Source organism: Sphingomonas sp. 37zxx, assembly GCF_000786205.1.
GTDB lineage: Bacteria > Pseudomonadota > Alphaproteobacteria > Sphingomonadales > Sphingomonadaceae > Sphingomonas.
Genome location: NZ_JROH01000049.1, coordinates 1 through 25,202, shown reverse-complemented (window position 1 = coordinate 25,202; position 25,202 = coordinate 1). Strand labels below are relative to the sequence as shown.

The following is a 25,202-nucleotide window of genomic DNA, read 5'->3' as shown; positions in this document are numbered from 1 at the left end:
GCCAAGCCCTTTTTCAGCAGCCTGTTAAAGGTCCACGACTTCGGCGATGACAGCATGCTTCCCCTGACCTCCCATCGACACTATGGCACCACATCATGACCATCGCGATCATCGATTATGGCATGGGCAACGTCAGGTCGCTTTCCAATGCGCTGGAATATGTCGGCGCGGACGTGGTGCTGTCAAAAGATCCCGGTGAGTTGGCTGAGGCCGACCGGCTATTGCTGCCTGGCGTCGGTGCGTTCGGCGATGCGATGGCTGCGATCAACGCCAGCGGTCTGCGCTCGGTGCTCGATCGGTTGGCGCTGGAGGAACGCAAGCCGGTGCTAGGCGTGTGCCTGGGAATGCAACTATTCGCCCGCCGCAGTCACGAGCATGGTGAGCATGAGGGGCTGGGCTGGCTTGATGCCGAGGTCGTGCCGCTGAAGGTCGCAGCTCCTGCCAAGGTGCCGCACGTCGGCTGGAACGCGGTGAGCTTCTCTGGACCCAATGCCTGGCTGTTCGACGGGCTACCGGACGGAGAAAGCGATTATTATTTTGTCCATTCCTTCCACATGATCTGCGCTGATCCTGTCGATCGCATCGCGACCTGCGATCATGGCGGGCCAGTAACTGCCGCGGTTGGGCGTGACAATTTGATTGCGGCGCAATTCCATCCGGAAAAGAGCCAGGACAACGGCCTTCAGCTGCTTACCAATTGGATGAAGCACCAATTCTAATGCTCAAGAAGCGCATTATCCCCAAGTTCCTGATCCGCGGCGGTCGCTTGGTAAAGCTGCGCCGGTTCGACGACGACCAGCGCGAAGCGGGCAATCCTGTGTCCACTGCCAAGGTCTATGACAGCTACGGCATTGATGAACTCCTGATTGTCGACATCGACGCGACCGCACAGGACCGCGTAATCGGATCTGGCATGGTCGAGCGTATCGCCGAGGAGGTGTTCATTCCCTTTACCGCCGGCGGAGGCGTGACCAGCATCGAAGCGATCGAGGCGCTGCTCAAGGTCGGCGCCGATAAAGTTGCGATCAATTCTGCCGCAGTCGCCGATCCGGGCTTCGTCACCCGCGCCGCCAACCGCTTTGGCGACCAGTGCATTGTCGCCTCGATCGACTATCGCGAAGAAGAAGGGGGTGCCAAGCGCGTTTTTACACGCGGCGGTAACCTGCCTACCGGGATGGATGCCGGAGAATGGGCGCTCAGGATGCAGGATGCGCACGCAGGTGAGATTCTCCTGACCTCGATAGATCGCGACGGCATGATGAACGGCTATGATCTCGACTTGATCGCTGCGCTGGCCGACAGGCTCGATATCCCACTGATCGCTTCGTCAGGTGCAGGCAGCCTCGCAGACTGCAAGGCCGCCCTGGACGCGGGAGCCTCGGCCATCACTATCTCGTCGATGTTTATCTTCACCGACCATTCGCCGATCAAGGTACGTACCTATCTTCAAACCAACGGCGTATCGGTGAGGAGCCAGAAAGGCAGCCGGTCATGACAGCATTCGCAATCGGGCGGGTGCGAGCCTCGCTCCCACCCAGGCAGCTGGCAGCGCTGGCTGCGCGCCAATGCGACACGCTGGTGCCCGATGGCGCGGATGTGTCGACGGATATACTGATGGCCGCGGTACCCCGTGCGCTTGAACGATTGGAGCATTGTTTCCAGGCAATCGATAACAAATACTTTTTTGATGGCGACGGCGCGGTTTTCAGCCACCTGCACGGCGATCAATATTGCATGTGGCTCTATCTACTCGCCAACGAATTGTACCGGCAAGGTGGTCCGGCGGACGTCTGCGCCAAGCTGTTCGCGCTCAACAAGGCGCTACACGGCTGCGACATCTTCTACGAGGTCGCGCTTCCATCGATCTTTCTGCTAGTTCATCCTCTTGGCACGGTGCTGGGGCGTGGAACCTATGCAGATCATTTTGTCGCCTATCAGCGCGTCGGCGTTGGATCGAACCGTGACGTTTATCCGACGTTTGGAAGCCATGTGACGCTTCGCCCAGGGGCCGCAGTCCTAGGACGTTCGCATGTCGGAGACCGCTGCCAGATCGCGACTGAGAGTCTTGTCCTGGACCGCGACGTGCCCACGGGAAGCATCTATATCGGCCGCCCCAAGGCCGAAGTAATCCATTCCAACACCGGACTCTATCCGCTGTGGCGGCAGTAGGCTAATAGGATTGCCATGACGATTAAACTTTCCAATGCCAGAGGCGACTTCGCGGGTCTGCGCGAGCGCCTTCACCGCACGATCCCCGGCGGCGCGCATACATACAGCCGTGGCGATGATCAGTTTCCTGCCATCGCGCCTCCGATCCTGGTGCGCGGTAAGGGTGCTTATGTGTGGGATACGCAGGACACCCGCTACCTCGACTATGGAATGGCGCTGCGCGCGATCACCATCGGCTATGCCGACGCGCGGGTAAATGCTGCAGCGATCGCGGAGATCGAGAAGGGCGTCAACCTGACTCGCGCCTCGACTGTCGAACTGGAGGCAGCAGAGCGAGTATGCGAGGTTATCGCCTCGGCCGAGATGGTGAAATTCGCCAAGAACGGCTCCAACGTCACCACCGCCGCAGCCAAGATCGCACGCGCATGTACCCGCCGGCGGTTCATTTGCGTACCCCGTCAGCATCCCTTCTTTTCGTTCGACGACTGGTTCATCGGCACCACCGCAATTCAGCGCGGAGTCGATACGCCTCAGGTAAGTTCGACGCTCGTCTTTGACTATAACGACTTCGCCAGCCTTGCCCGGCTGTTCGACGAACATCCCGGCGAGATCGCCGGTGTGATGATGGAGCCTGCCACCCATATCACACCGCAGGGTTCGGGCGATCCGAACACCTGGCCGGGTGGCGGCCATCCGGCTGGATTTCTCGGGCAGGTTCGCGACCTGTGCACGCGTGATGGCGCGCTGTTCATTTTGGACGAGATGATCACCGGCTTTCGTTGGCATGCCGGCGGTGCGCAGGCTTTTTTCGGGGTGGAGCCGGACCTCTCAACCTTTGGTAAGGCGATGGCCAACGGTTTTAGTCTAGCCGCGGTCACGGGCAAGCGCGAGTTCATGAAAGTGGGGGCGATCGACGAGCCGGGAATGGAGCGAACGTTCCTCCTGTCCTCGACGCATGGCGGCGAGATGCCATCGCTGGGAGCTTTCCTGGCCGCATCTCGGATCATCGAGGAGGAGAACGTCCCCGCCCATCTGTGGAACTACGGCGGGCGGCTTCGCGACGGTTGGGCGGAGGTGGCGCGTCGTCATGGGCTGGCCGACTATCTCATGACCGAAGGGCCTGCGGTGGCGCTGAATTTCGTGGCGCGCGGGGCAGACGGCCAGCCCTCGCCCGCGATGCGGACGCTGTTCGCGCAGGAGATGCTGAAGCGCGGCGTGTTGATGCCATGGATTGCGATCAGTCAGGCGCATGGTTCAACCGAGCTTGACCTGACGCTAGAAGCGCTCGACGGCACGATGGAGGTCTACGTGCGTGCGCTTGCCGATGGCACCGACGGACTGCTCGAAGGTCCGCCAGTCAAGCCGGTGTTCCGGTCGCATAATTAATGTCCGGTTTTGCGATGCAGAACGATACCCGCCTCGACGGACAGGTGGCCGTGGTCACCGGCGGTGCCGGTATACTGGGCGCGAAATTCTGCACGGGGTTAGCCGCGCGCGGTGCCCAAGTGGCGGTGGTAGACCTGTCTGCAGAAGCCGCACGGACGGTGGCGGACTGCATTGGCGAGGGCGCATCGGGCTTCGTGTGCGACGTCGCCAATCCCGCATCGGTGCGCGATTGCGTGTCGGCGATCGCAGACCGCTTCGGACGCATTGACGTGCTAGTCAATAACGCCGCCACCAAAACTGCGGAACCCCGCGCCTTCTTCGCGACCTTCGATGATTACCCGATAGAGACCTGGCGCGAGGTGATGTCTGTCAATATTGATGGCATGTTCCTAATGGCGCAGGCGGCAGGGCGGGTCATCGTTGCCGGGGGGCGTGGCGGCAGCGTCATCCAGATGTCGTCGATCTACGGCCTCGTCGGGCCAGACGCGCGCATCTACGAAGGATCCGACTATCTTGGTGGACCGATCAACACGCCCGCAGTTTATTCCGCGTCCAAGGCAGCGGTGATCGGCCTTACCAGATGGTTGGCAACCCACTGGGCAAAAGACAATATCCGCGTCAATGCACTGGTTCCGGGGGGGGTTGGCTCCGGACAGAACGGTGCCTTCGGCGATTTGTACGCCACGCGTGTACCGATGGGCCGCATGGCTAGCGCCGACGAGATCGTGGGCCCAATGCTGTTCCTTGCCTCCCCGGCGGCACGCTACGTCACCGGACAAGTGCTGGCGGCCGACGGTGGCTGGACGGCCTGGTAATAGGGCGCGATGCATCTCGTCTTTATCAAGTTCATCGAGGTATTTACACGCGCCGGTCTTGTCGTCGGCGTCACCTATTCGCTTGCTCTCGACGATGCCGGCCGGTTTGGCATCACCGTCACGCTGATCGGACTGTTCGCGTTCGCCTTCAACTGGGAACGCCATATCGATATCCAGCGGCGCTGCGCCGGCCATGACGTCGCAGCGCTCGATCGCATGATACTCGATGCAATTCCTTTCTGGGCTTTCAACCAGTTATTGATGCTGCCCGTTTTCGCGGTGCTGGCCGCGGTCATGGCAAAGCTGACGTTACTCCAGTTGCTACTGGTGCTGTTGATCGTCAGCGGTGAACATATCGCAAACCAAACCTATCAGATCGCTCTGATTGCGAGCCGCTATTGGTCGTTCGTCATCATCGTTGCGGTCAAAAATGTAGCGGTTCTGTTGGTGGTTCTGCCCCGCATACTGCTGGCCCCGAGCCAGTTGACACTAACTTTCGTGCTAACGACATGGGCTGTAGGACAAACGCTTTGTGTGATCGTCATCGCGGCGGTCTGGATCACGCGTAGTCGTCCGTCCCCATCCACTCGTGTTGGCTTCATGCGGCACATTTTAACCCAGCATCGCGCTTCGCTGACGCATTTCCAGATCGGCATTGTGGCGATCTTGAGCCTACAGTTCGACCGCTTGGCGATCGCATCTCTTGTCCCGCTGAGTGCGGCGGGCACCTATTTCCGCCATGTACTCATCGTATCGTTCGTTTATCAGTTTTTTAACGTCGCCTCGTACAACCGCATACTTCCGCGCATTTTTGCGGCTGCCCGGACAGAGCCGATCCCGGCACTTTGGCGCCCGATCCGGCGCGAATTTGCAATGGTGGTAGGGGTAGTTCTCACCGGACTTGTCTGTGCCCTGATCGCCGATGCCGTGACCGGCGGGCGGATCAGCGCACGCTATCATCTTTCGCTGACCTTGGCGCTCCCACTGCTCGTGGGGGCACTGCTTCGGGTGCTGGCCGATTTCACGGGCCTCCTCTGCAATGCACGTCATCGCGAAGCCTTGGTTTTGCGTAATCAATTCGTCGCGTTCGTCGCTGGGGCCACGGCGCTAGTCGTACTGACGTTGAAATTTGGCATCACGGGCACCGCCTTTGCCAGCATTGTCTCGTCTGGAATCTATCTCGTGCTCATTACCCGTGCGGTTCGTTCGCTTGCTCCATCTCCTCTCTTCGCCGATGTCGGCGCACCTCATGCCGGAACCCGTTCATGACCGCATCCACGCCGGACAATGCCCTGATTTGGGCAGTTCACCGCACTCAGGACTGGTGGAAGCATGTCGGCAATCATCTCGGCTTCGCCCGCAACACTGTTGTTACCGATCGTCGCGGGATCGGCGATCGGGCAGTGAGCGAGGATTTCTACACCGCTTATAATCGTCCAGGCAGTACGTCGTCGATGATCGGCCTGCTATCGGAACCTGAGGTGACAGACGTCATTGCGCGATGCCGCGTATTGCGCTGGCTGCCTGGCGGCCAGGCCGAGCGCATGGCCCATGCGATGGCTATAGCGTCGACAAGACTGCTCGATACCGTCAATCCGGATGTATTCCTGTGCTTCCCGATCGACAATTACGTTTCGGACGTGATTGCCCGATTGGCTCGGAAGCGCGGCATCCCGACGTTCGAGGTCACCGCGAGCGCATTTCCTGGCATGACCATGCTGATGCATCGTGGCCGCCTGATCGCTTCCAAAGAGACCTCGCCGGATGAATTAGTAACCGATCTGATCGCGCAAATGACAGATAGTGCCTTCGCGCCATCTTATGTCGCGCGCGATCGTCGCTATAGCACCATGCGGCTTTTGCAAACGTTCGCCTATTTCCGTGCGCGCGGGATAGCTTTCTCGACATGGTCGCGGCTGATCCGCGATCCGTTACGCTACCATCTTCTCGAAGCCCGTGCCGGCCTTGGGTATAAGTCTCGCTTGGGCGACCTGACAATTGGTAGCCTTATTCATCCCGATTGGCGTGCACGTCTCGCCGATGTCCCACGGGATCGACGTGTTCTCTTCGCACTACAGTTAATTCCTGAAGCTGCAATCGACTATTGGATCGAGGATCTTGAGCTGGTCAAGCATGAGGACATGCTGGTAGAATCGGCCACTGCCTTAGCTCAAGCGGGCTATACGATCGTCGTAAAAGACCATCCGCTCCAGTTTGGTTTTCGCCAAGTGAAGCTACTTAAACGACTGCTCGCGCTGCCGGGAACTGTGATAGTTCCCTATCACATCAGCGGCAACGAGATGATCGCCGAATGCGGCATCAGCCTGACTGCAACTGGCACGCTAGGCCTTCAGGCAGCGTTGGCCGGAAATGTCTCAATCGTTGGCGAAGCCTATTACGAAACTCCCGGCAATTTCGTAACGATGCGCAGATGGGAGGATTGTGCGCGGCTGCCGGAAATGATCGCATCGTTCGACAGCACGACCGACCAAAGAAGCCGCCAGCATCATATAGTAGGGCATCTCGCAAGCGGGTCCTTCGACGCCGATTTTGCCTGCTGGCAACGCTTTCGTGACGGTGGGCGCGAGGAAACGGAAGCCTTTGCGGGCAAACTCGGCGCCCGCATTCGTGCGCTGGGTCCCGCGGGGGAGGATTGGCATCGGCGCTGCATGCCCGTAGGAGGTGGTCGCCATCCCGGGTCTCCTCTTAATTAACCCGAGGTCATAATATGACACCTTGTAAAAACTGGGCAAACTCGCTCTCCCTCAAGATAATCCCGTGCAAGGTCTATAGATGACGCTTCACCCGGCTACTCTGATGCTGCGCACCTGGCTTACATGCATCGCCCTTTTTCTAATACTGCCGTTTCAACTTCTTGAGCGTACGGTGTTGATTTCGGGTTACGTAGTCCTGGTATTGCTTATTGCAGGTTTCATTACGGGCAGTTTTTTGGCGTCTCCTGTTATAAAAGAAATATCGGCAGTACCGAAGATATCAATCGATCTGAGATTGGTTGATAAGATAATTGTACCGGTAACCATTATTGCAATAGGTCTGCTGTTAATAGATTTGGCGCAACAGGGATTTCTCGATCTCTCGTCATCGTTTATTGAGCGCAATGATCGGGCGACGGCACTCCTTACCGGATCTGATGTCGGTGGCAGCGTCTATTTTCAGATCGGTTTTCTGTTGTTTCCAGCTAGCTATGCCTATGTCGTAAGGATCATCGCTTTCGAGCAGCGGATTAGCCTTTGGAAGCTGGCGCTATTCGGCTTTTTTCCTCCTGTCCTTACTAGCTTGACGACCGGAGGTCGTGGTTCACTTCTTTATGCTTTGATTATCGCACTGCTTGCGCTTCAGGCGCGTAAACGTATGGTCAATAGGTCGCCTGGCTTAGTGCAGAGGAGCCGAAGATGGAATCCTTTGCCTATTGTATTGATGGTCATAGTCGGTTTAATTTCACTCAACTACTTCGTGCAAGTGTTTGTAGTTAGAGTTGAAGGATTTGGCGGTATTGAGAATGCTATGGATCATGCCGCTCGAGCCTGGGGAGTCAGCTTTGAAGGGGATAGGGCTGTGCTGATGCGAAAAACCCTAGGCGACGGAAACACTTATCTAATATTCGTTTTTGCTTGGTATATCGTCCAGGGATTAGTCATCAGCAATGAGATATTTAGTTTCTATTCGGGCCCGCCGGCCTTTGGAATTTACGGTATAGACCTAATCACTGCAGTTATACGTCGTGTCGATGGTGACATCGTAGCAAATCGCTTGTTTGGGCTTTTTGATCTTAACATCTACGGTTTTCTTCCATCTGCGTTCGGGTCTTTATTTGTAGATCTCAGATACTGGGCATTCCCTATGGTGATTCTTTGGGGATATCTGGCTGGCATGGTATATAAGCTGACGAAGATTTCCGCCAATCCACGCTGGTTCCTTGCCGCGCCGTTTGTTACCGGCGGTATCATATTCAGTCTTCTGAACACGCCGCTGGGGTTTAATAACGGACTAATGACTCACCTGTGGCTAATCGTTGCGCTTCTTGCGTCGCGAACTGCGCGTGATAAGGGGGCAACATTGAACAATAGAGCTACGGCGTAGGCAGCACTCGCCGTCATTCAGTCTTGCCAATTATACTTGAGGACAAAATTCAGGCAAAGCTGGACGATTTGACTCTTCGCTTGAATGGCAACGAGTATGTCGTGCGTGCGCCCTTGCCTGACGCCACCTGCAACACGGAGCATACCCACCAAATTGGACGGAAAGGATGCCAAACGACCTCGATCGGGTCGTGAAGCGCATAATGGCTCACGAACATTTCAAAGCACCAAAGGGTCGTATTCTAGTCACCGGTGCCAACGGCTTCGTTGGGAAAGCGGTGACAAGGCGGCTTGTCGGCGACACCTGCGCCGTGGTCGCGGCCAGTCGCGTCGCACCGCATGTTCCATCGGGTGTGACTTCGCTAGCGCTGGGTGATCTTAAAACTGCTGACTGGCAGGCTGTGCTCGTCGGCATCGACACGGTCGTTCATTGCGCTGCTCGCGCTCATGTGTTGCGGGAAGAGGCGATCGACACGCTCGCCGAATTTCGTGCAGTAAATCGCGACGCAACATTAGCGCTTGCGCGCGCGGCGGTTGGTGCGGGCGTGCGCCGCCTCGTGTTTGTGTCATCGATCGGCGTCAACGGTGCCGAGACGTATGGCACGCCGTTCGCAGCCGACCAAGTGCCGCACCCTCACTCGCCTTATGCTATCGCCAAATGGGAAGCCGAGCAGGGGCTTGCGGCTATCGCGCAGCAGACCGGGCTCGAAGTCGTGACGATTCGGCCGCCGCTGGTGATCGGACGTAACCCCAAGGGTAATCTTGGCAGCCTTGTCGCAGCGCTTCGCCGAGGCCTGCTGCTCCCGCTCGGTGCCCTGACTACGAATCGACGCGACCTAGTGTCGCTCGATACGCTAGTCGATCTCATTGCCTGCGCGATTGATCACCCCGCGGCACCCGGTGCGCCCTTGCTGGTCAGCGATGGCGTCCCGTTGTCGACGCGCGCGGTGGTGGAACGGTTGGCGGCACTGCATGGACTGCGGCCGAGGCTGGTGCCGGTTCCGGCGGCATTGCTCGGTACGGGCCTCAGACTGGTTGGCCGCCATGCCCTCGCCGCGCAGTTGCTTGGCGATCTTGAGGTGGGCATGGCAGAAACGTGCCGTCGGCTTGACTGGACCCCGCCGCGAGGAGTGAGTGCATGAGCGTGTTTGTGATCGCCGAAGCTGGCGTAAACCACAATGGCGACGCAACCCGCGCGCTGGAGATGGTTGACGTCGCCGCCAGAGTCGGTGCCGACGCCATCAAGTTCCAGACCTTCTCCGCTGACAAGCTGGTCAGCCACCAAGCGGAAAAGGCGGAATACCAGAAGCGTGAAACCGGCGAGGGCACTCAGCATGCGATGCTAAAGGCACTGGAAATGTCGGATGCACTGCACGCATCTTTGGTCGCGCGCTGCGCACAGGCCGGCATTGAATTCATGTCGACGCCGTTCGACGACGAGGCGGCCGACATGCTCGTCACACTGGGCATGCAACGGATCAAGGTGCCGTCTGGCGAGATCACCAACCATTCATTCCTGCGCTATCTTGCGGGCAAGGACCGGCCGTTGATCGTCTCCACCGGTATGGCCACGATGGCGGAAATCGTTGAGGCACTTGACGTGATCGCAAAGGCTCGCGCCGCATTGGGCTTCGCGGTGCCGTTGGCAGACGTGGTGACAGTGCTCCACTGCACGTCCAATTATCCCGCCGAACCGAGCGACGTGAACCTGCGCGCGATGCGCACCATCGCGGACGAGACAGGCGTACCGGTGGGTTATTCGGACCATACGCTGGGGCTTGCGGTTTCAACTGCGGCGGTGGCGATGGGTGCAATGGTGATCGAGAAGCATTTCACGCTCGATCGCACCCTTCCTGGCCCGGATCATCGTGCCTCGCTGACCCCTGACGAGTTGGCCATGCTGATCGTGCAGATCCGCACGGTGGAGGCGGCGCTCGGCTCATCGGTTAAGGCGCCGACCAAGGCCGAGCTTCCAGTTCGCGCGGTAGCGCGGCGCTCAGTATCAGTCGCCCGCGATCTTCCGGCCGGTACTATGCTGACGCGCGGCGACCTTGCGCTACTGCGACCGGGTACCGGCATCGCACCCCGCTATATCGACGAACTTGGTGGCAGGACGCTGGCGCGCGACGTCGTACGTGGCACGCCGCTCGTCTGGGGCGATCTGGCTTGAACATATGACCCGTCGGATTCTATACATCAGTGGCACGCGAGCCGATTTCGGGCTGATGCGCCGCACGCTTCAGGCAATTCATGCCGAGCCAACGCTGTCGCTGGCAATAGTGGCAACGGGCATGCACCTGTCGCCAGCACATGGCGACACGATCCGCGAGATCGAGGCCAGCGGGCTACCGATTGCAGCCCGGGTGCCTGTCGCGGTAAAACCTGCGACCGGTGGCACTATGGCGCGGGGAATTGCGACAATGATCGCCGCCTTCACCGACGTGCTGGAGGCGCAACGCCCCGATTTAGTGCTGTTGCTCGGCGACCGCGGCGAGATGCTGGCAGGCGCAATCGCCGCGATCCACCTTGACGTTGCGGTTGCGCATATTCATGGCGGCGAACGGTCAGGCACAGTCGATGAACCGGTGCGTCACGCCGTGTCGAAGCTGGCGCACCTTCATTTTGCCGCGACCAGCGGCGCGCGCGATCGGCTAGTGCGGATGGGCGAGGATCCCGCGCATGTTCACGTCACAGGTGCCCCCGGTCTCGACGGACTGGCCGACGGAGCGCGGGCCGATCGCGACGTCGTCATGACACATCACGCATTGCGCGCCGACCGTCGCTTCGCGCTAATGGTCTATCATCCCGTCCTTCAGGAAGCTGCAGCGGCCGGCCGGGAAGCGGCGATGGTGCTTGACGCGATTCTCGCCGCAGGATTGCAGGCGTTAGTGCTGATGCCGAACGCCGACGCCGGCAGCGACCACGTGCGCGCGGCCCTCGAATCGCGGTGCGACCGGCCTGGCGTTACGCTGGTGACGCATTTGGAACGCGAAGCTTTCCTCGATGCGATGGCCACCGCCGATGTCATGGTCGGCAATTCCAGCGCGGGGATCATCGAGGCGGCTAGCTTCGGCACGCCGGTGGTCAACGTCGGCACACGCCAAAACCTGCGCGAGCGCAACCTCAACGTCACGGACGTCGCGGCCAATGCGGGCGCGATCGCCACAGCATTGGGCAACGTGCTATCTTTGGCGCGGCCATTCCCCGCGAACATATATGGCGACGGTCGCGCCGCAGCCCAGATCGTCACTGTGCTGCGCGATGCACCGCTCGGCTCTGGGCTCATGATGAAGGTCAATGGTTATTGAGACGATCCACCTGATCGGCGCTGGCGGGCATGGGCGGGTTGTCGCCGATGCGCTCGTTGCCGCAGGCGTTGATACCGCAACGATCGTCGTGCGCGACGGACGTGCGGGACTTACCATGCTGGCGCGCCCGGTGGCGACGCCCGAGATCGACGCGATAATGGCCGGGCAGCGCTTCCACGTAGCGATCGGCCTGGGTACGATTCGCGCCCGGTTGCACATGGCCGCGCTGGCGGTTGGCGCGCGGCCATTCCGCGTCGTCCATCCCTCGGCGATCATCGCCCCCGACGCTGTGCTGGGCGATGGTCTGCTAGTTGCGGCCGGTGCAGTGATCGCGACCGGCGCGACAATCGGCCATGGAACGATTATCAATCATGGTGCCGTAGTCGATCACGATTGCCGGGTCGGCGCTTTCTGTCACATCGCCCCAAATGCAGCTTTGGGTGGCGCGATCAGGGTTGGTGACCGGGTGATGATCGGCGCCGGCGCGGTGTTGTTACCGGGCATCACGATCGCGGACGACGTTACGATCGGCGCTGGTGCGGTGGTGTTATACCCGATAGGCGAACAAGGAACATGGGTGGGCAATCCCGCAAGAAGGTTGACGACATGAGCGAAGTGGCAACCATCAGCACGATGCGCAGCGCGCGGGTGCGCGATGCGCTGGCGATGATTGATCGATCCGGGCACGGGCTCGTGCTGCTGCTCGACGAGGCGGGCCGGTTCGAGCGTACGGTGACGGACGGCGACCTCCGGCGTCTGCTGCTTAGTGGTGCCGGGATGGATGACGAGCTCGACGTACTGCCACGCATCACCTCACTCACCGTTACTGCGCAGGCACCACGCCGCGAGGCGTTAGCCTTGATGGACTTGCACCGCATCAATCACCTGCCCGTCATCGACGAAGATGGCCGGGTCGTGAATCTGCTGGAACGTCGTGACATCGAGAAGCCGATTCTCCTTTCAACCCCGCATATGGGCGAGAACGAGATGACCTTCGTCGAGGAGGCTTTTCGGACCAACTGGATCGCACCGCTTGGCCCAAATGTCGACGCGTTCGAAAGGGATATCGCGCGCATCGCCGGGGTGGCGCATGCTGCGGCGCTGTCGTCGGGCACCGCAGCGCTACACTTGGCTCTGGTGCTGCTGGACGTGCGGTCGGGCGACCGTGTATTTTGCTCGTCGTTCACCTTCGCCGCGTCTGCCAACCCGATCGCTTATCAGGGTGCCGTACCGGTATTCATCGACGCCGAGGCCGAAAGCTGGAACATGAGCCCGCGCGCGCTTGAACGTGCGCTGGCGCAGGCCAAGGCGGCAGGGCAGCTTCCCAAGGCGGTGATGGTGGTCAATCTGTACGGCCAGTCTGCAGATATGGACCCAATTCTGGAATTGTGTAACGCGTACAACGTGCCAGTGGTGGAGGACGCTGCGGAATCGCTCGGTGCGACCTATAAGGGCCGCCCATCGGGGTCGTTTGGGCGACTCGCCGGCTTCTCGTTCAACGGCAACAAGATCATCACTACCTCGGGCGGAGGGATGCTGGTCAGCGACGATGCCGCACTGATCACGCGCGCGCGGTTTCTATCTACTCAGGCGCGAGACCCGGCCCCGCATTACGAACACAGCGTGATCGGGTATAATTACCGGATGTCGAACATCCTCGCCGGTGTCGGACGTGGTCAGCTCCAAGTGCTTGGGGAACGGGTCGCGGCGCGACGCGCAGTGTTTGACGCCTATGTCGCGGGGTTGGCCGACGTACCTGGTATTGACTGGATGCCCGAACCCGAATGGAGTTTCTCGACGCGCTGGCTGTCGACTTGCATGATCGACCCCACGGTGCATAAAATGTCGGCGACCGAAGTGATTGGGCGGCTCGGTGCAGAGATGATTGAGGCCCGCCCACTGTGGAAGCCTATGCACCGGCAACCGGTTTTTGCCGGCACTGATTACATTACCGATGGCAACCAGTCGGTCAGCGATCGGCTGTTCGAGAATGGGCTGTGCTTGCCTTCGGGGTCTAATATGAGTGCGGATGAGATTGATCGCGTAATCGTGATGGTGCGCAAGGTGTTAGGCCGCACCTGATGCCACGGGCGGTCGAATTCGTCCTTGCGCTCCTTGGGGTGCTGATTTTCGCTCTGCCGATGATGCTGGTGGCGCTAGCGGTAAGGCTCACATCGCCGGGACCGGCGCTTTACTGGTCTGACCGGATCGGACACGATAACCTCGTCTTTGCAATGCCTAAGTTTCGCTCTATGCGAATCGACACGCCTGCGGTCGCCACACACCTGTTGACTGACGGTCGTTCGTGGCTAACGCCAATTGGCGGGTTACTGCGCCGGTCCAGCCTGGATGAAATGCCACAGCTCTGGTGTATCCTGACCGGGAAGATGAGCATCGTTGGCCCTCGACCAGCCTTGTTCAATCAGCATGATCTGGTAAAAGCCCGCACCCAATGGGGTGTTGAGAGGCTGCGCCCAGGACTTACCGGATGGGCCCAAATCAACGGTCGCGACGAACTATCGATACCGGACAAGGTTGCGATGGATGTTGAATATTTGCGACGTCGCAGCTTCGGTTTCGATCTCTGGATTATCTGGCTGACAGCAGTGAAGGTTGTATCCGGTAAGGGCGTGTCCCACTAGCGCGCCGGTTTTAAGGGTGGAGTAAGCGGCAGATGACGTTTCGGCGAACGATGAAGAGGGCCCTGGATCTACCGCGCTCGACCAAGCGTGCACTGGCGCTGGTGATGGATGCAGCGATCTGCGGTTTCTCTGTGTGGCTCGCTTTTTACCTCCGTCTGGGTGTATGGGAACCGATCACGGGTAATCAGTGGATTGCGGTTGGCGCTGCGGCGACTTTTGCTCTGCCGTTGTTCTGGATCTCTGGGCTATACCGAGCGATCTTCCGCTATGCCGGTTGGGGCGCAATGGGCGCACTGGCTCGGGCCATGCTCGTATATACGCTGGGCTATGCTAGTTTGTTTACCTTTTTGGGCGTGGCAGGGGTGCCGCGCACTATTGGGATCATCCAGCCCATCTTATTGCTCATCCTGATCGGCGGGTCGCGGGCGCTGGTCCGTGAGGCTCTGGACGGTCGTTTGCCGCTGGGTGATCTTCCCAAGGTATTGATTTACGGTGCCGGTTCGTCGGGCAGGCAACTTGCCGCAGCCATCGCCGGTACCGGCGAGATGCGCGTTATAGGTTTCATCGATGACGACGCGACTCTTCATAGTAGCGTGCTCAATGGACGCCGCATCTTCTCTCCTACCAAGCTGCCACAACTCGTTCAGCGCCAAGGGATAACGGATATCCTGCTGGCCATGCCGTCAGCGACTAGGCAACGGCGCAATGCCATCATCGAAACGCTGCGTCCTCTCAACATCGGCGTCCGCACGCTTCCCGGGATCATGAACTTGGCGCATGGCCGGGTTGAGGTCGGCCAGTTGCGAGAATTGGAGATTGAGGATCTGCTGGGCCGTGACGTAGCCGCAGCTAACCAGATACTGTTTGCGCGCAACATCCTGGGCAAGGTCGTGCTCGTGACTGGCGCGGGCGGTTCGATCGGCAGCGAATTGTGCCGCCAGATTCTGAACGCCAAACCCAGCGTTCTACTGCTCGTCGACATCAACGAATATTCGCTCTATGCCATCCATCACGAGTTGGAGAGCCGCATCCGGGACGAGGTCGGCATCCGTCTGGTGCCCTTGCTCGGGTCGGTACGCGACGCGGCGCGGATGCGCGACATCATGACGGTATGGCGACCGCAGACGGTATATCATGCTGCGGCGTACAAGCATGTGCCTATGGTCGAGCACAATCCGATCGAGGGCGTACGCAATAACGTCCTAGGGACGTTGGCTGCGGCAGAATGCGCACGAGAAGCGGGCGTCGCCAACTTCGTGCTGATTTCGACGGACAAAGCAGTCCGCCCGACCAACGTCATGGGAACCAGTAAGCGATTGGCTGAGATGGTGCTACAGGCCATGTCAGCTCAGGATGTTGGTCAGGGCAGCCGGACGCGTTTCTCAATGGTGCGGTTCGGCAACGTACTGGGGTCCTCAGGCTCGGTCGTTCCGTTGTTTCGCCGCCAGATTAAGGAAGGTGGGCCGATCACGCTCACCCACGAAGATATTACCCGTTATTTCATGACTATTCCGGAAGCCGCGCAGCTAGTGATCCAAGCAGGTGCGATGGGCTCCGGTGGCGAGGTCTTCATCCTCAACATGGGGGAACCGGTGAAGATCATCGACCTCGCGCGCAAGATGATCGCCCTGTCGGGCATGACCGTTCGCAGTGATAGCAATCCCGAGGGCGATATTGCAATTGAGATTGTTGGCCTGCGGCCCGGAGAGAAGCTCTACGAAGAGTTACTGATCGGAGACAATCCAACCGAGACTGCGCACCCTCTCATCATGAAGGCGACCGAGCATTTCCTACCGGCCGCAACCCTGATGCCCCTTCTCGACCAGCTAGTGAACGCCATGGACAGCAACGATATCGCAGGGATGCAGCGACTGCTTGGAGAGATCGTACCGGAATACACACCATCAGGCGAACTGCCCGACTGGTTGGAGCTCGAACGCGCCCAAAATGGTACCGAACCGTCTATTTCACCCCCGGAGTACGTCCGGGATCGGGCGTCGGTGGCGTAGCGCCGGAACGCGGGTCCGGACTTCAGCGAGACGTGCCGGATCGATGTCGGCAAATTTCAGGCCGGCGTCTTCGCCCATGTCGAGCACGATATCGCCCCAAGGATCGATCACCAGTGAGTGACCATAGGTTTCACGGCCATCCTCGTGGCGTCCGGTCTGCCCGGCCGCGATCACCCATGCTCCCGCTTCGATCGCCCGCGCGCGCAATAAGACGTGCCAGTGCGCGGCACCGGTTGGCCGAGTAAAGGCCGCGGGTACCGACAGCACTTCAGCACCAGCGTCGCTCAGGGTTCGAAACAGGTCGGGAAACCGCATATCGTAGCAGATCGAAAGCCCCATTGTACCGACTGGGGTATCTACCAGGTTTGCAGTTTGCCCTGGCGCGTAGATCGCGGATTCCCGCCAGCGCTCGCCCGTTGGTAGATCGACGTCGAACAGGTGAAGTTTGTCATAGCGGGCACGGACACGTCCCTTGCCGTCGATCATATAGCCGCGATTGGCCCAGCGACCGTCCTCGCGGCAGACGATCAGCGATCCCAGATGCACCCAGATACCGGCTGTCGCAGCGGCCTCACGCACGCGCATGAGGACAGGATCATCTAGCTCGGCCACGACGGCCTTCGCTGCGCGCTCATTATCTTGATCAACGAAGCCCGACAATTCAGGAGTAAAGAGGATCAACGCACCTTCGCTTCCCGCCTCCGCGATCCCCGTCGCTAACGTCTCGGCATTGCTGGCGGGGTCGATCCCGCCCGTCATCTGGAGGACGGCGATTTTGGTCATAACATTTGCCTCACCGACGGCTGGCCGTCTGTCAATAATCAGTGCTTACCTGGCGGGCAAAAAATTGGTCATGGCCGGTCAGTGCCGACGGAAGCAGCTTCGTTGTTATCCAGATCACCGAGCCGCTTGTCGATTATGCCGCTAGACCCGTTTTCCGCGATGCCATAAGGCCCCAATCTTTGTGACGACCGCCTGTCGGCGGCGATAGGGGATAGTGATGGCTACGCGGAAAACCGCACTGATTACGGGAGTCACCGGGCAGGATGGTGCGTATCTAGCCCAGCTTCTGCTCGATAAAGGCTATATAGTCCACGGTCTGAAGCGGCGATCGTCGTCGTTCAACACCGGACGGATCGAGGGTATCTACCAGGATCCGCACGCGCCCGATCCCGTGTTTCATCTGCATTATGGGGACATGACGGATTCAACCGCATTGATCCGTTTGGTCCAGGAAACCAAGCCCGACGAGATTTACAATCTTGCCGCACAAAGTCACGTCCAGGTCAGCTTCGAAACTCCCGAATACACCGCCAATGCCGATGCCATCGGCACGCTGCGAATGCTGGAAGCAATCCGTATCCTCGGCATGGAGAAGACGACGCGCTTCTACCAAGCATCGACGTCGGAACTATATGGCTTGGTCCAGGAAGTGCCGCAGCGCGAGACTACCCCCTTTTACCCGCGAAGTCCCTATGCGGTCGCTAAGCTTTATGCCTATTGGATCACGGTCAACTACCGTGAAGCCTATGGTATGTTCGCGACCAATGGCATCCTGTTCAACCATGAAAGCCCATTACGCGGAGAGACTTTCGTCACGCGTAAGATTACACGGGCGGCTGCCGCGATCAAGCTTGGCCGACAGGAACAACTGTTCCTCGGCAATCTCGATGCACGTCGCGATTGGGGGCATGCACGCGAATATGTCCGCGGTATGTGGCTAATCCTCCAGGCCGACCAGCCCGACGATTTCGTTCTAGCGACCGGCGTGACGACACCGGTGCGGACCTTCGTTGAATGGGCCTTCGAAGATGTCGGCATTGTGCTGGAATGGAAAGGCCAAGGTGTTGATGAGAAGGGTTATTGTACCAAGACGGGCAAGTGCTTGGTCAAGGTGGATCCGCGGTATTTTCGCCCAACCGAGGTCGAGTTGCTGATTGGCGATGCGACCAAGGCCGAACAGAAGCTAGGCTGGAAGCACGAAACATCTCCGCGCGACTTAGCCCGCGAAATGGTGCAGGCCGATCTACGCATCATGCGCGACGCGCCTATCGGCAAGGGTGTCTGACCTGATGTTCGAGCTTGCCGGCAAGCGCGTCTTTGTGGCCGGTCACAAGGGGATGGTAGGGTCGGCCATTGTCCGTCGGCTGGCGCGGGAGGATTGCGAAGTCCTGACGCTGGACCGCCGCGAGGTAGACCTGCGCGATCAGTACGCGGTACGCGCTTGGATGACGGATCGGCGCCCGGACGCGGTGTTCATGGCAGCGGCAAAGGTCGGCGGCATCCTGGCCAACGACCGCTACCCCGCAGACTTCCTGCTCGATAATCTGCTGATCGAAACCGCGATGACTGCGGCCGCCCATGCGGCAGACGTCACCAAGATGCTGTTTCTCGGTTCAAGCTGCATCTATCCCAAAATGTCGCCTCAGCCGATTCCTGAAGAGGCATTGCTGACTGGGCTGCTGGAGCCGACCAACGAATGGTACGCGATCGCCAAGATCGCCGGGATCAAGCTGGCACAGGCGTTCCGGCGTCAATACGGCTGCGATTATATTTCGGCGATGCCGACTAACTTATACGGGCCCGGCGACAATTTCGATTTGGGATCAAGCCACGTCATGCCGGCCCTGATTCGCAAGGTGCATGACGCAAGGACGGGGGGAGGCGACGTAGTGATATGGGGCACTGGCACCCCGCGTCGTGAATTCCTTTATGTAGACGATTGCGCCGATGCCTGCGTCCACTTGATGAAGCATTATTCGGACGCTCAACACATCAACGTCGGTTCGGGCGAGGACGTCACTATTCTAGAACTCACGCAGACGGTGATGGAAGTGTTGGGCCATAACGGTCGCATCGTTCACGACACTAGCAAGCCTGACGGCACACCGCGCAAGTTGATGGACGGGGCAAAACTCCAGGCGCTCGGCTGGGTTCCCACGGTCTCGTTGCGCGACGGCATCGCTCGAAGCTACGAGGCATTTCTCGCTGGCCAGTACCGCGAGGCGGCGATGGACGCGACAGGCTGACTGGAGTTGCCGAGCTGGCCGCTACGTTTCTTTCATCGACGTGATATCTCCATCGAAGCGTATCTGCCCGGGATACCCGAAGTCATCCCAGACCACATTGCGCAGGTCGCAGGACCTGACAACAAGATGAGCGCCAAGAAAGCGAAAGCCGGTATAAGCTGAGTTTCCGGCGGTCGCCCGGACGGTGACCCCGTCGATAACAACCGCGCGCACTGTATTGGCAACGCCGGAAAATTCGCAGGCGGTCGCGACGCGATATTGGTCGTTGCTGAAGAATTGCAGGTTCGTCGCACGGAAAACTGAAACGCCCATGCATAATAAGTGACGATCGACATTGTTTTCGAATGTTGTCGACGAGATCTGCACGTTCATCGCCAGACCGGCCTCGCCCGGAATGAATATCCCCACGTTCTGGTTCAGGGTGAACGCGCATTGATCGAGCCCGAGCACCTGGCCTTTGTAGCGCATCCCGCCGCTGTCGGGGATTTTTCCTTCCAGATGTGTACCGCAATTCTGGATGATTACGTGGCGTAGGCTCAGGAACGATATTTCGTTGCAGCCTGGCACTGCTGCTGCATCGATTCCCCAGCCAGCGCAATTTTCGATCCGGACACGGGCAAGGTCGATCATGTTCGATCCGTCGGTATCACCGAACAGGCACGGTATGGTGATCCCTGTCCCGCGACGATCGATGATATGAACTTCGGCAATCGACGAGTGGAAACAGCCGCGCATGCGGATTGCCGCGGTTTTCGGCCCCGCCTGCCCCCCTTCGATCGTAAAACCGCTCAGATGGACGTCACGGATAGCGCGAAAGCCGGTCCGCGGATCAGCACCACTGTCGAATTCGAAGAGTGCGCGGCCGTTGGTCCGGTCATCGAAGACTGTTTGCCCAATACCCTCTCCAAGCAGCCGTATCCCTGATGCAAAACGGCCTATCACCTGCGGCTGAAATGCTATCGGGGTAGCGATGAGGTAGCGCCCTGCGGGGAAAAACAGCGTTCCCCCATGCGCCATCGCGGCTTGGATTGCGGGGCCGCAATCATACTGCGACGTCGCGGCCCGGATACCGGGCCATTCGTCAGCCGGAATGCCGTCGAGGATTGAGGTCGTCGGCATCCGAAGGGGCGTCGTTGCATCCGCTGCGGCCATCCCGCCGGCTATTGCGGTGGTCATTAGGAATGCTCTTCGATTGGTCTGCAACGGCTATCTCCGAATATAGGGGGCCTTTGCAGGCTGTTGCGATCAGTTGCCGATCGGGCTCTTACCGTGCTTGCGCAATATATCTTTAAACGCATCGGTCATCAGAGCATTGAAACTTTTCCCTGTTGAATCGCCGGAATGTGCATCGCGAATGGCATGCTGGCCGAAAAGAACCTCAGGATCTGCTTGGGACCCTCGCTCCGGCCGTGATCGCACACCTCACCGGCCAGATTGGCGTGACAGCGTACGTGGAGGGCTACGCCTTCACGGGTCGCTTGGGACGTCGACGCTGTCAGCGTGTGCTTGTTTTCTCGTGGCCGAGTTGTTGCGGGCAAGCGTCATCATCAAGCTGGCGATGGCCAATGCGCTGGTCAATCTGTTAAACCTGCGAATCCTGTTTTTGTCGGACTTCATCGTGTCAGAGGGCAGAGCGCTGGTTTGACGCTAAACAACGGTAAGGGATGCAGACGTCAACGGATAAAGTACCCGTTGACGCGCCAACCTGCCTGCTCGCGGGCGAGCACGATGGTTTCGATCGCATCGGGCTTGTTGGCAAAGCGCGTCTGGAACTGAATTACCTGGTAGTCACCTGCTGGCGCGCCGGGCAGTGTTTTCGACTGCACCACGCTCTGCAAGGTGCGTGATGAAGCCGGACCGAGCGGCTGTAGGACAGACTGGATCGTTGCAGCCCATTGCGCCGAGGTGAGTTGCGCCTTGAACATCGTGCCCGCCGCTCGCCAGCTCGCATCCCACTGTCTGTCATCTAGGAGCACGACCCATTTGCGCGCAGCCGATGAGGCTTCTGTCTCGCCAGGGCGGGGGGCGGCTGCTGAAATAGTTTGGGCAGAAACCTGTGCGTCGTTGTGCGCACCGATCGTCGAGAGCGCTACAGCTGCAATTATAAGAGACATGATGAGCATTCCTCCGGTGAGCCACGCCAAGCGCTGCCCCGATGATCGCGGCGACGCTGGTTCTTGGGTTCTTTCCACCGAAGAAGCGGCTTCGACGTCCCCAATTTCCTTGGCCCCGACGAAATTGGGAGCATCCCCATCCATTTCGGCTAGGCGCCGGGCTGCTTCACGGCTGCTCGAAACGCCCAGCTTGCGCCGCGCATCCCGTAGCCGGTCATTGACCGTGTGCACCGACAGACCAAGCGTGTTGGCGATGGACTTGGCGTCGTGACCGACCAGAAGCAGGCGCAACGCTTCCTTCTCCCGCTCGCTCAGAACCATTTGATCTTTCGTTGTCATGATCAGCCGATCTATGCCGGCCGTGCGACGCCGAGGCGCTTCATTTCGCGATAGACGGTCGATCGGCCGATGCCGAGCTGCCGCGCGGCTTCGGCCGGCGATACGCTCGCAGCGATCAGCTTGAGCGCCGCACTTACCTTGTCGCTGTCGAGCGGCTGACGCCCGGGCAGCTTGCCCTTGGCGCGCGCCGCGGCGATCCCGTCGCGGGTGCGTTCGGAGATCAGCCTGCGCTCGAAATGCGCGATGGCGCCAAAGACGTGGAAAACCAGCTCGCCGGCCGCGGACGAGGTGTCGATCTTCTCCTCCAGGCTGAGCAGTGCGATGCCGCGCTCGCGCAGCATGTTCACCGTCGTCAGTAGCTCGCCGAGCGACCGACCGAGGCGGTCCAGACGCACGATCGCCAGTGTGTCGCCCTTGCGTGCATATTCCAGCAACTCGGCCAACCCCGGTCGATCCATGCTCTTGCCCGACATCACGTCGGTGAACACGCGGATCGCGCCGGCCTGTTCGAGGCGCATCCGCTGGCCAGCGACATCCTGATCGCCGGTACTGACGCGCGCATAGCCCAAAATGCCCGGCAACCCTCGTCTCCCAAACGGCCGTTCTGTGGACGATGGTGCCGACCGATCGCCGTTGCCCGAAAACTCGTCCACAAACTACGTCTCTTTAACCCGGTCCGTCTACGTGCGCCAAGCACGTTTTAGGGACGGTCAATGTCAGCACGCGAGCATATTCTTCTCAGTGACGCCGAACGGGCAACGCTGTTCCGCATTCCGACCGATCCGGATGAACTGGCGCGGCGCTTCACACTCGAGAAAGATGACCTCGATCTGATCGGCGCGGGCCGCCACGATCGTAATCGACTAGGCATCGCATTGCAGATCGCGTTGATCCGCCATCCAGGCATGACACTGGCGCAGGTGCTCCAAATCGAAGGCAGCGTGCCAGGTCCAATCGTTATCTTCCTCGCGCGGTAGCTCTCGCTCGATCCCTTGGTCCTGTCGGATTATGCCACCCGCTCACAGACCATGACCGATCACGCCCGCTTGATCGCCACAGCGATCGGCGCTCGTCCGCCCGTGCGCGTCGATGTCGCCCTGATGATCGCCAGCGCCGAGCGGGCGGCTGCGGCGACCGATGCTGTGCTCCCGATCGCGACGGCCATCGTCGCAGCGCTTCGTTCAGCCAACATCCTGTTGCCGATGCCCTCGACGATCGAACGGGCAGGTATCGCTGGCCGGGCCCACGCGCACAAAAGCGCTGCCCGCATGATGGTCGCCGACCTGTCGCCTGTGCAGCTGGGTCGCATAGATGCATTGTTCATCGAGAACGATGGCGCGCGGCTGGGCTGGCTCAAGACCGTCCCGGTGGCAACAAAGACCGAGAGCGTTCGCGATATCGTCGAGCAGGATCCACTGGTCATCGCCGGCGACAAATACGCGACGCTGCGTAAGTTCGCGCCCATGCAGATCGAGGTCCTGGAGTTCATGTCGGCGCGCGGCAGTGCCGCCAGTGTGAAGGCGATCAACCTGCTGCGTGACCTGAATGCGTCTGGCAAACGCGACGTGCCGGCCGACGCGCCGATGCCGTTCCGCAAGGAATGGCGCAGGCTGGTGGTTGGCGCGGACGGCAGGATCAATCGTCGTCTCTACGAGACCGCGACGATGGTCCACATCCGCAACAAGCTGTGGTCCGGCGATATCTGGGTAGAGCGGTCTTCGGCATATCGCCGGTTCGACAGCTATTTTCTCTCGGCCGAAGCCAGTGCGCCGATCGCGGCGGGGCTGAACCTGCCGACGTCTGCCGATACGTGGCTGGCCGAGCGGGCCGCTAGTCTCGACCATCGGTTGAAGCAGTTTGCACACAATCTGTCGAACGGCAGGCTCGGAGGGGTCTGGCTTGTCGATGGCCGATTGCAGATCACGCCGGTCAGAACCGAATCCGACACCGAGGCGAGAGCGCTGGGCAACCGCATCGATGGACTGATGCCGCGGATCAGGATCGCCGAACTGCTCCACGATGTCGCCAGCGGAACAGGCTTCCTCGGCGGCTTCACCAACCTGCGAACCGGCCGGCAGAGCGACAACCATAATGCGCTGCTCGCGGCCATCCTCGCCGACGGCACCAATCTCGGCATCGCGTGAATGGCCGCAGCCAGCCAAGGCGTTACGTGCGACCAGATGGTCTGGTCGATGCGCATCATTGCTTACCGATCGCCTCGACTTGGGGAACCGGCACCACGTCGAGTTCGGACGGCCAATTCTTCCGGGGCGGCAAGCGGATGGCGGTCGGTGATATCAACGCCCGGTACGGAGTCGATCCCGGATTCAGCTTCTACACCCATGTCTTCGATCAGCACGCGCCGTACAGTATCACCGTCATATCCGCGGCGACGCATGAGGCGCCCTATGTCCTCGACGGCCTTCTCCATCACAGTTCGTCGTTGAAGATCGCGGAGCATTATATCGACACGGGTGGCGCGACCGATCATGTGTTCGCGCTCTGCGCGATGCTGGGATTCCGGTTCTGCCCACGCCTTCGGGATTTTCTCGACCGGCGTCTGGCCGCGCTTGGCCCCGTGACCTCCTATCCGACGATCGGTTCGCTGCTCGGCAAGCGCCTGAAGACCGATACTATCCGCGAGCATTGGGGAGATGTCCTCCGCCTGGTCGCATCGCTGAAGGCGGGGCACGTCGCGCTACAGGAAATCGGCAAGATCGAACGGGCCTTCTTCATGCTCGACTGGCTGGAAAATCCCAATCTTCGCGAGCGCTGCCAAGCCGGCCTGAACAAAAGCGAGCAGCGTTACGTCCTGACACAGGCGATCTGCTCGTTTCGCCAAGACCGGATTATTGACCGGACACACGAGACGCTGCAACATCGCGCCTCCGGTTTGAACCTGGTCATCGCCGCGATCGTCTACGGGGACTCCACATAAATCGCCGATGCAGTCCAGCATCTGAGTTCGATCGGCGAGGCACCCGATCCCGTGTTGCTCACCCACACTTCCCCGGTGGGCTGGGAGCATATCGCGTTCTCCGGCGACTTCCTGTGGGATCGCGCAGCCGAAACTGTGCACCCCAAACCCCTCAATTTAACGGGTGAGGGCTGAACGTTCGCAGATGTTCTGTCTTACCGTTGTTTAGCGTAGAACCAGCGCTCTGCCTTCTGCCACCATCGGTTGAGCCGCCAGTCAAACCGGGTGAAGCCACAGCCGTTTTGTACAGCTTCGCGGTCACGGTGCCTTGGCGCGATGTGCCGCCCAAATATGGCAACTGGAACACGATTTAC

22 protein-coding genes and 1 pseudogene are annotated in these 25,202 nt (G+C 59.8%); 19 read left to right on the top strand and 4 right to left on the bottom strand.

Annotated elements, in window-relative coordinates; translation table 11 throughout:
- The first annotated feature begins 95 nt into the window (after positions 1-95).
- The 15 genes from hisH (at position 96) to QU44_RS14460 (ending at position 16,429) form a co-directional block, all read left to right on the top strand.
- Positions 96-719 (top strand): imidazole glycerol phosphate synthase subunit HisH, encoded by a 624-nt coding sequence (hisH, locus tag QU44_RS14530; protein WP_033923089.1) that lies wholly within the window; start codon positions 96-98, stop codon positions 717-719.
- A complete protein-coding gene (gene hisF / locus QU44_RS14525) occupies positions 719-1,495 on the top strand; it encodes an imidazole glycerol phosphate synthase subunit HisF (RefSeq protein ID WP_033923088.1) in 777 nt (258 codons plus the stop codon). The genes hisH and hisF overlap by 1 nt, the downstream gene beginning before the upstream one ends.
- Positions 1,492-2,169, top strand: coding sequence for a hypothetical protein (locus QU44_RS14520; RefSeq protein WP_052134897.1), 678 nt, complete (start codon positions 1,492-1,494; stop codon positions 2,167-2,169). The genes hisF and QU44_RS14520 overlap by 4 nt, the downstream gene beginning before the upstream one ends.
- Positions 2,170-2,184: 15 nt before the next feature.
- A complete protein-coding gene (locus QU44_RS14515) occupies positions 2,185-3,555 on the top strand; it encodes a glutamate-1-semialdehyde 2,1-aminomutase (protein ID WP_052134895.1) in 1,371 nt (456 codons plus the stop codon).
- Positions 3,555-4,370 carry an SDR family NAD(P)-dependent oxidoreductase gene (locus QU44_RS14510; RefSeq protein WP_081988068.1) on the top strand — a complete coding sequence of 272 codons (816 nt, stop codon included), beginning with the start codon at positions 3,555-3,557 and terminating at the stop codon, positions 4,368-4,370. The genes QU44_RS14515 and QU44_RS14510 overlap by 1 nt, the downstream gene beginning before the upstream one ends.
- A gap of 9 nt (positions 4,371-4,379) precedes the next feature.
- Complete coding sequence (locus QU44_RS14505) at positions 4,380-5,639, top strand: hypothetical protein (RefSeq protein WP_033923086.1); 1,260 nt, start codon at positions 4,380-4,382, stop codon at positions 5,637-5,639.
- On the top strand, positions 5,636-7,084 hold the full coding sequence (locus tag QU44_RS14500; protein WP_033923085.1) for a capsular polysaccharide export protein, LipB/KpsS family: 1,449 nt from the start codon (positions 5,636-5,638) through the stop codon (positions 7,082-7,084). The genes QU44_RS14505 and QU44_RS14500 overlap by 4 nt, the downstream gene beginning before the upstream one ends.
- 79 nt (positions 7,085-7,163) lie before the next feature.
- Complete coding sequence (locus tag QU44_RS14495) at positions 7,164-8,471, top strand: hypothetical protein (protein ID WP_033923084.1); 1,308 nt, start codon at positions 7,164-7,166, stop codon at positions 8,469-8,471.
- A 166-nt stretch (positions 8,472-8,637) separates the two neighbouring features.
- Positions 8,638-9,612, top strand: a complete 975-nt coding sequence (locus tag QU44_RS14490; protein WP_197054337.1) for an NAD-dependent epimerase/dehydratase family protein — start codon at positions 8,638-8,640, stop codon at positions 9,610-9,612.
- Complete coding sequence (gene neuB, locus QU44_RS14485; RefSeq protein WP_033923083.1) at positions 9,609-10,640, top strand: N-acetylneuraminate synthase; 1,032 nt, start codon at positions 9,609-9,611, stop codon at positions 10,638-10,640. Before QU44_RS14490 ends, neuB begins: the two co-directional genes overlap by 4 nt.
- 4 nt (positions 10,641-10,644) lie before the next feature.
- A complete protein-coding gene (gene neuC, locus QU44_RS14480) occupies positions 10,645-11,778 on the top strand; it encodes a UDP-N-acetylglucosamine 2-epimerase (protein WP_033923082.1) in 1,134 nt (377 codons plus the stop codon).
- Positions 11,768-12,388 (top strand): acetyltransferase, encoded by a 621-nt coding sequence (locus QU44_RS17870; protein ID WP_033923081.1) that lies wholly within the window; start codon positions 11,768-11,770, stop codon positions 12,386-12,388. The genes neuC and QU44_RS17870 overlap by 11 nt, the downstream gene beginning before the upstream one ends.
- Positions 12,385-13,860, top strand: a complete 1,476-nt coding sequence (locus QU44_RS14470) for an aminotransferase class I/II-fold pyridoxal phosphate-dependent enzyme (protein WP_033923080.1) — start codon at positions 12,385-12,387, stop codon at positions 13,858-13,860. Before QU44_RS17870 ends, QU44_RS14470 begins: the two co-directional genes overlap by 4 nt.
- A complete protein-coding gene (locus QU44_RS14465; RefSeq protein ID WP_033923079.1) occupies positions 13,860-14,420 on the top strand; it encodes a sugar transferase in 561 nt (186 codons plus the stop codon). The genes QU44_RS14470 and QU44_RS14465 overlap by 1 nt, the downstream gene beginning before the upstream one ends.
- A 50-nt stretch (positions 14,421-14,470) precedes the next feature.
- Positions 14,471-16,429 carry a polysaccharide biosynthesis protein gene (locus QU44_RS14460; protein WP_197054336.1) on the top strand — a complete coding sequence of 653 codons (1,959 nt, stop codon included), beginning with the start codon at positions 14,471-14,473 and terminating at the stop codon, positions 16,427-16,429.
- Here QU44_RS14460 and QU44_RS14455 read toward each other — a convergent pair.
- On the bottom strand, positions 16,388-17,212 hold the full coding sequence (locus tag QU44_RS14455) for a carbon-nitrogen hydrolase family protein (RefSeq protein WP_033923077.1): 825 nt from the start codon (positions 17,210-17,212) through the stop codon (positions 16,388-16,390). The genes QU44_RS14460 and QU44_RS14455 overlap by 42 nt on opposite strands.
- Before the next feature lie 217 nt (positions 17,213-17,429).
- Between QU44_RS14455 and gmd the strand changes: the two genes are divergently transcribed.
- Both gmd and fcl read left to right on the top strand, forming a co-directional pair.
- Positions 17,430-18,497: a GDP-mannose 4,6-dehydratase gene (gene gmd, locus QU44_RS14450; RefSeq protein WP_033923076.1), complete on the top strand. Its 1,068-nt coding sequence runs from the start codon at positions 17,430-17,432 to the stop codon at positions 18,495-18,497.
- A 4-nt stretch (positions 18,498-18,501) separates the two neighbouring features.
- Positions 18,502-19,458 (top strand): GDP-L-fucose synthase, encoded by a 957-nt coding sequence (fcl, locus tag QU44_RS14445; RefSeq protein WP_033923090.1) that lies wholly within the window; start codon positions 18,502-18,504, stop codon positions 19,456-19,458.
- A 21-nt stretch (positions 19,459-19,479) separates the two neighbouring features.
- On the opposite strand, the gene QU44_RS14440 is transcribed toward fcl, so the two are convergent.
- A complete protein-coding gene (locus tag QU44_RS14440; RefSeq protein ID WP_033923075.1) occupies positions 19,480-20,634 on the bottom strand; it encodes a glycosyl hydrolase family 28-related protein in 1,155 nt (384 codons plus the stop codon).
- Positions 20,635-20,974: 340 nt separating this feature from the next.
- On the opposite strand from QU44_RS14440, the gene QU44_RS18900 reads away from it, so the two are divergent.
- Positions 20,975-21,103: a hypothetical protein gene (locus QU44_RS18900; RefSeq protein ID WP_269429175.1), complete on the top strand. Its 129-nt coding sequence runs from the start codon at positions 20,975-20,977 to the stop codon at positions 21,101-21,103.
- Positions 21,104-21,131: 28 nt separating this feature from the next.
- Here QU44_RS18900 and QU44_RS17865 read toward each other — a convergent pair whose 3' ends face one another.
- Complete coding sequence (locus tag QU44_RS17865) at positions 21,132-21,911, bottom strand: helix-turn-helix domain-containing protein (RefSeq protein ID WP_033923074.1); 780 nt, start codon at positions 21,909-21,911, stop codon at positions 21,132-21,134.
- 11 nt (positions 21,912-21,922) lie between these two features.
- The gene (locus QU44_RS14430) at positions 21,923-22,492 is read right to left on the bottom strand and encodes a recombinase family protein (protein ID WP_033923073.1); all 570 of its coding nucleotides are present in this window, start codon (positions 22,490-22,492) and stop codon (positions 21,923-21,925) included.
- 132 nt (positions 22,493-22,624) lie between these two features.
- Here QU44_RS14430 and QU44_RS17220 point away from each other — a divergent pair.
- Positions 22,625-25,023: pseudogene (locus QU44_RS17220) on the top strand (Tn3 family transposase).
- Positions 25,024-25,202 lie beyond the last annotated feature (179 nt).

What these genes read in the sequence shown, in the direction of transcription:
- hisF (WP_033923088.1), top strand. Translation starts at nt 719, where the DNA reads ATGCTCAAGAAGCGCATTATCCCCAAGTTCCTGATCCGCGGCGGTCGC.
- QU44_RS14455 (WP_033923077.1), bottom strand. Translation starts at nt 17,212, where the DNA reads ATGACCAAAATCGCCGTCCTCCAGATGACGGGCGGGATCGACCCCGCC.
- QU44_RS14470 (WP_033923080.1), top strand. Translation starts at nt 12,385, where the DNA reads ATGAGCGAAGTGGCAACCATCAGCACGATGCGCAGCGCGCGGGTGCGC.
- QU44_RS14505 (WP_033923086.1), top strand. Translation starts at nt 4,380, where the DNA reads ATGCATCTCGTCTTTATCAAGTTCATCGAGGTATTTACACGCGCCGGT.
- QU44_RS14460 (WP_197054336.1), top strand. Translation starts at nt 14,471, where the DNA reads ATGAAGAGGGCCCTGGATCTACCGCGCTCGACCAAGCGTGCACTGGCG.
- QU44_RS14440 (WP_033923075.1), bottom strand. Translation starts at nt 20,634, where the DNA reads ATGACCACCGCAATAGCCGGCGGGATGGCCGCAGCGGATGCAACGACG.
- QU44_RS17865 (WP_033923074.1), bottom strand. Translation starts at nt 21,911, where the DNA reads ATGACAACGAAAGATCAAATGGTTCTGAGCGAGCGGGAGAAGGAAGCG.
- QU44_RS14495 (WP_033923084.1), top strand. Translation starts at nt 7,164, where the DNA reads ATGACGCTTCACCCGGCTACTCTGATGCTGCGCACCTGGCTTACATGC.
- QU44_RS14500 (WP_033923085.1), top strand. Translation starts at nt 5,636, where the DNA reads ATGACCGCATCCACGCCGGACAATGCCCTGATTTGGGCAGTTCACCGC.
- gmd (WP_033923076.1), top strand. Translation starts at nt 17,430, where the DNA reads ATGGCTACGCGGAAAACCGCACTGATTACGGGAGTCACCGGGCAGGAT.
- hisH (WP_033923089.1), top strand. Translation starts at nt 96, where the DNA reads ATGACCATCGCGATCATCGATTATGGCATGGGCAACGTCAGGTCGCTT.
- neuC (WP_033923082.1), top strand. Translation starts at nt 10,645, where the DNA reads ATGACCCGTCGGATTCTATACATCAGTGGCACGCGAGCCGATTTCGGG.
- fcl (WP_033923090.1), top strand. Translation starts at nt 18,502, where the DNA reads ATGTTCGAGCTTGCCGGCAAGCGCGTCTTTGTGGCCGGTCACAAGGGG.
- QU44_RS14515 (WP_052134895.1), top strand. Translation starts at nt 2,185, where the DNA reads ATGACGATTAAACTTTCCAATGCCAGAGGCGACTTCGCGGGTCTGCGC.
- QU44_RS14510 (WP_081988068.1), top strand. Translation starts at nt 3,555, where the DNA reads ATGTCCGGTTTTGCGATGCAGAACGATACCCGCCTCGACGGACAGGTG.
- QU44_RS17870 (WP_033923081.1), top strand. Translation starts at nt 11,768, where the DNA reads ATGGTTATTGAGACGATCCACCTGATCGGCGCTGGCGGGCATGGGCGG.
- QU44_RS14465 (WP_033923079.1), top strand. Translation starts at nt 13,860, where the DNA reads ATGCCACGGGCGGTCGAATTCGTCCTTGCGCTCCTTGGGGTGCTGATT.
- QU44_RS14520 (WP_052134897.1), top strand. Translation starts at nt 1,492, where the DNA reads ATGACAGCATTCGCAATCGGGCGGGTGCGAGCCTCGCTCCCACCCAGG.
- QU44_RS14490 (WP_197054337.1), top strand. Translation starts at nt 8,638, where the DNA reads ATGCCAAACGACCTCGATCGGGTCGTGAAGCGCATAATGGCTCACGAA.
- neuB (WP_033923083.1), top strand. Translation starts at nt 9,609, where the DNA reads ATGAGCGTGTTTGTGATCGCCGAAGCTGGCGTAAACCACAATGGCGAC.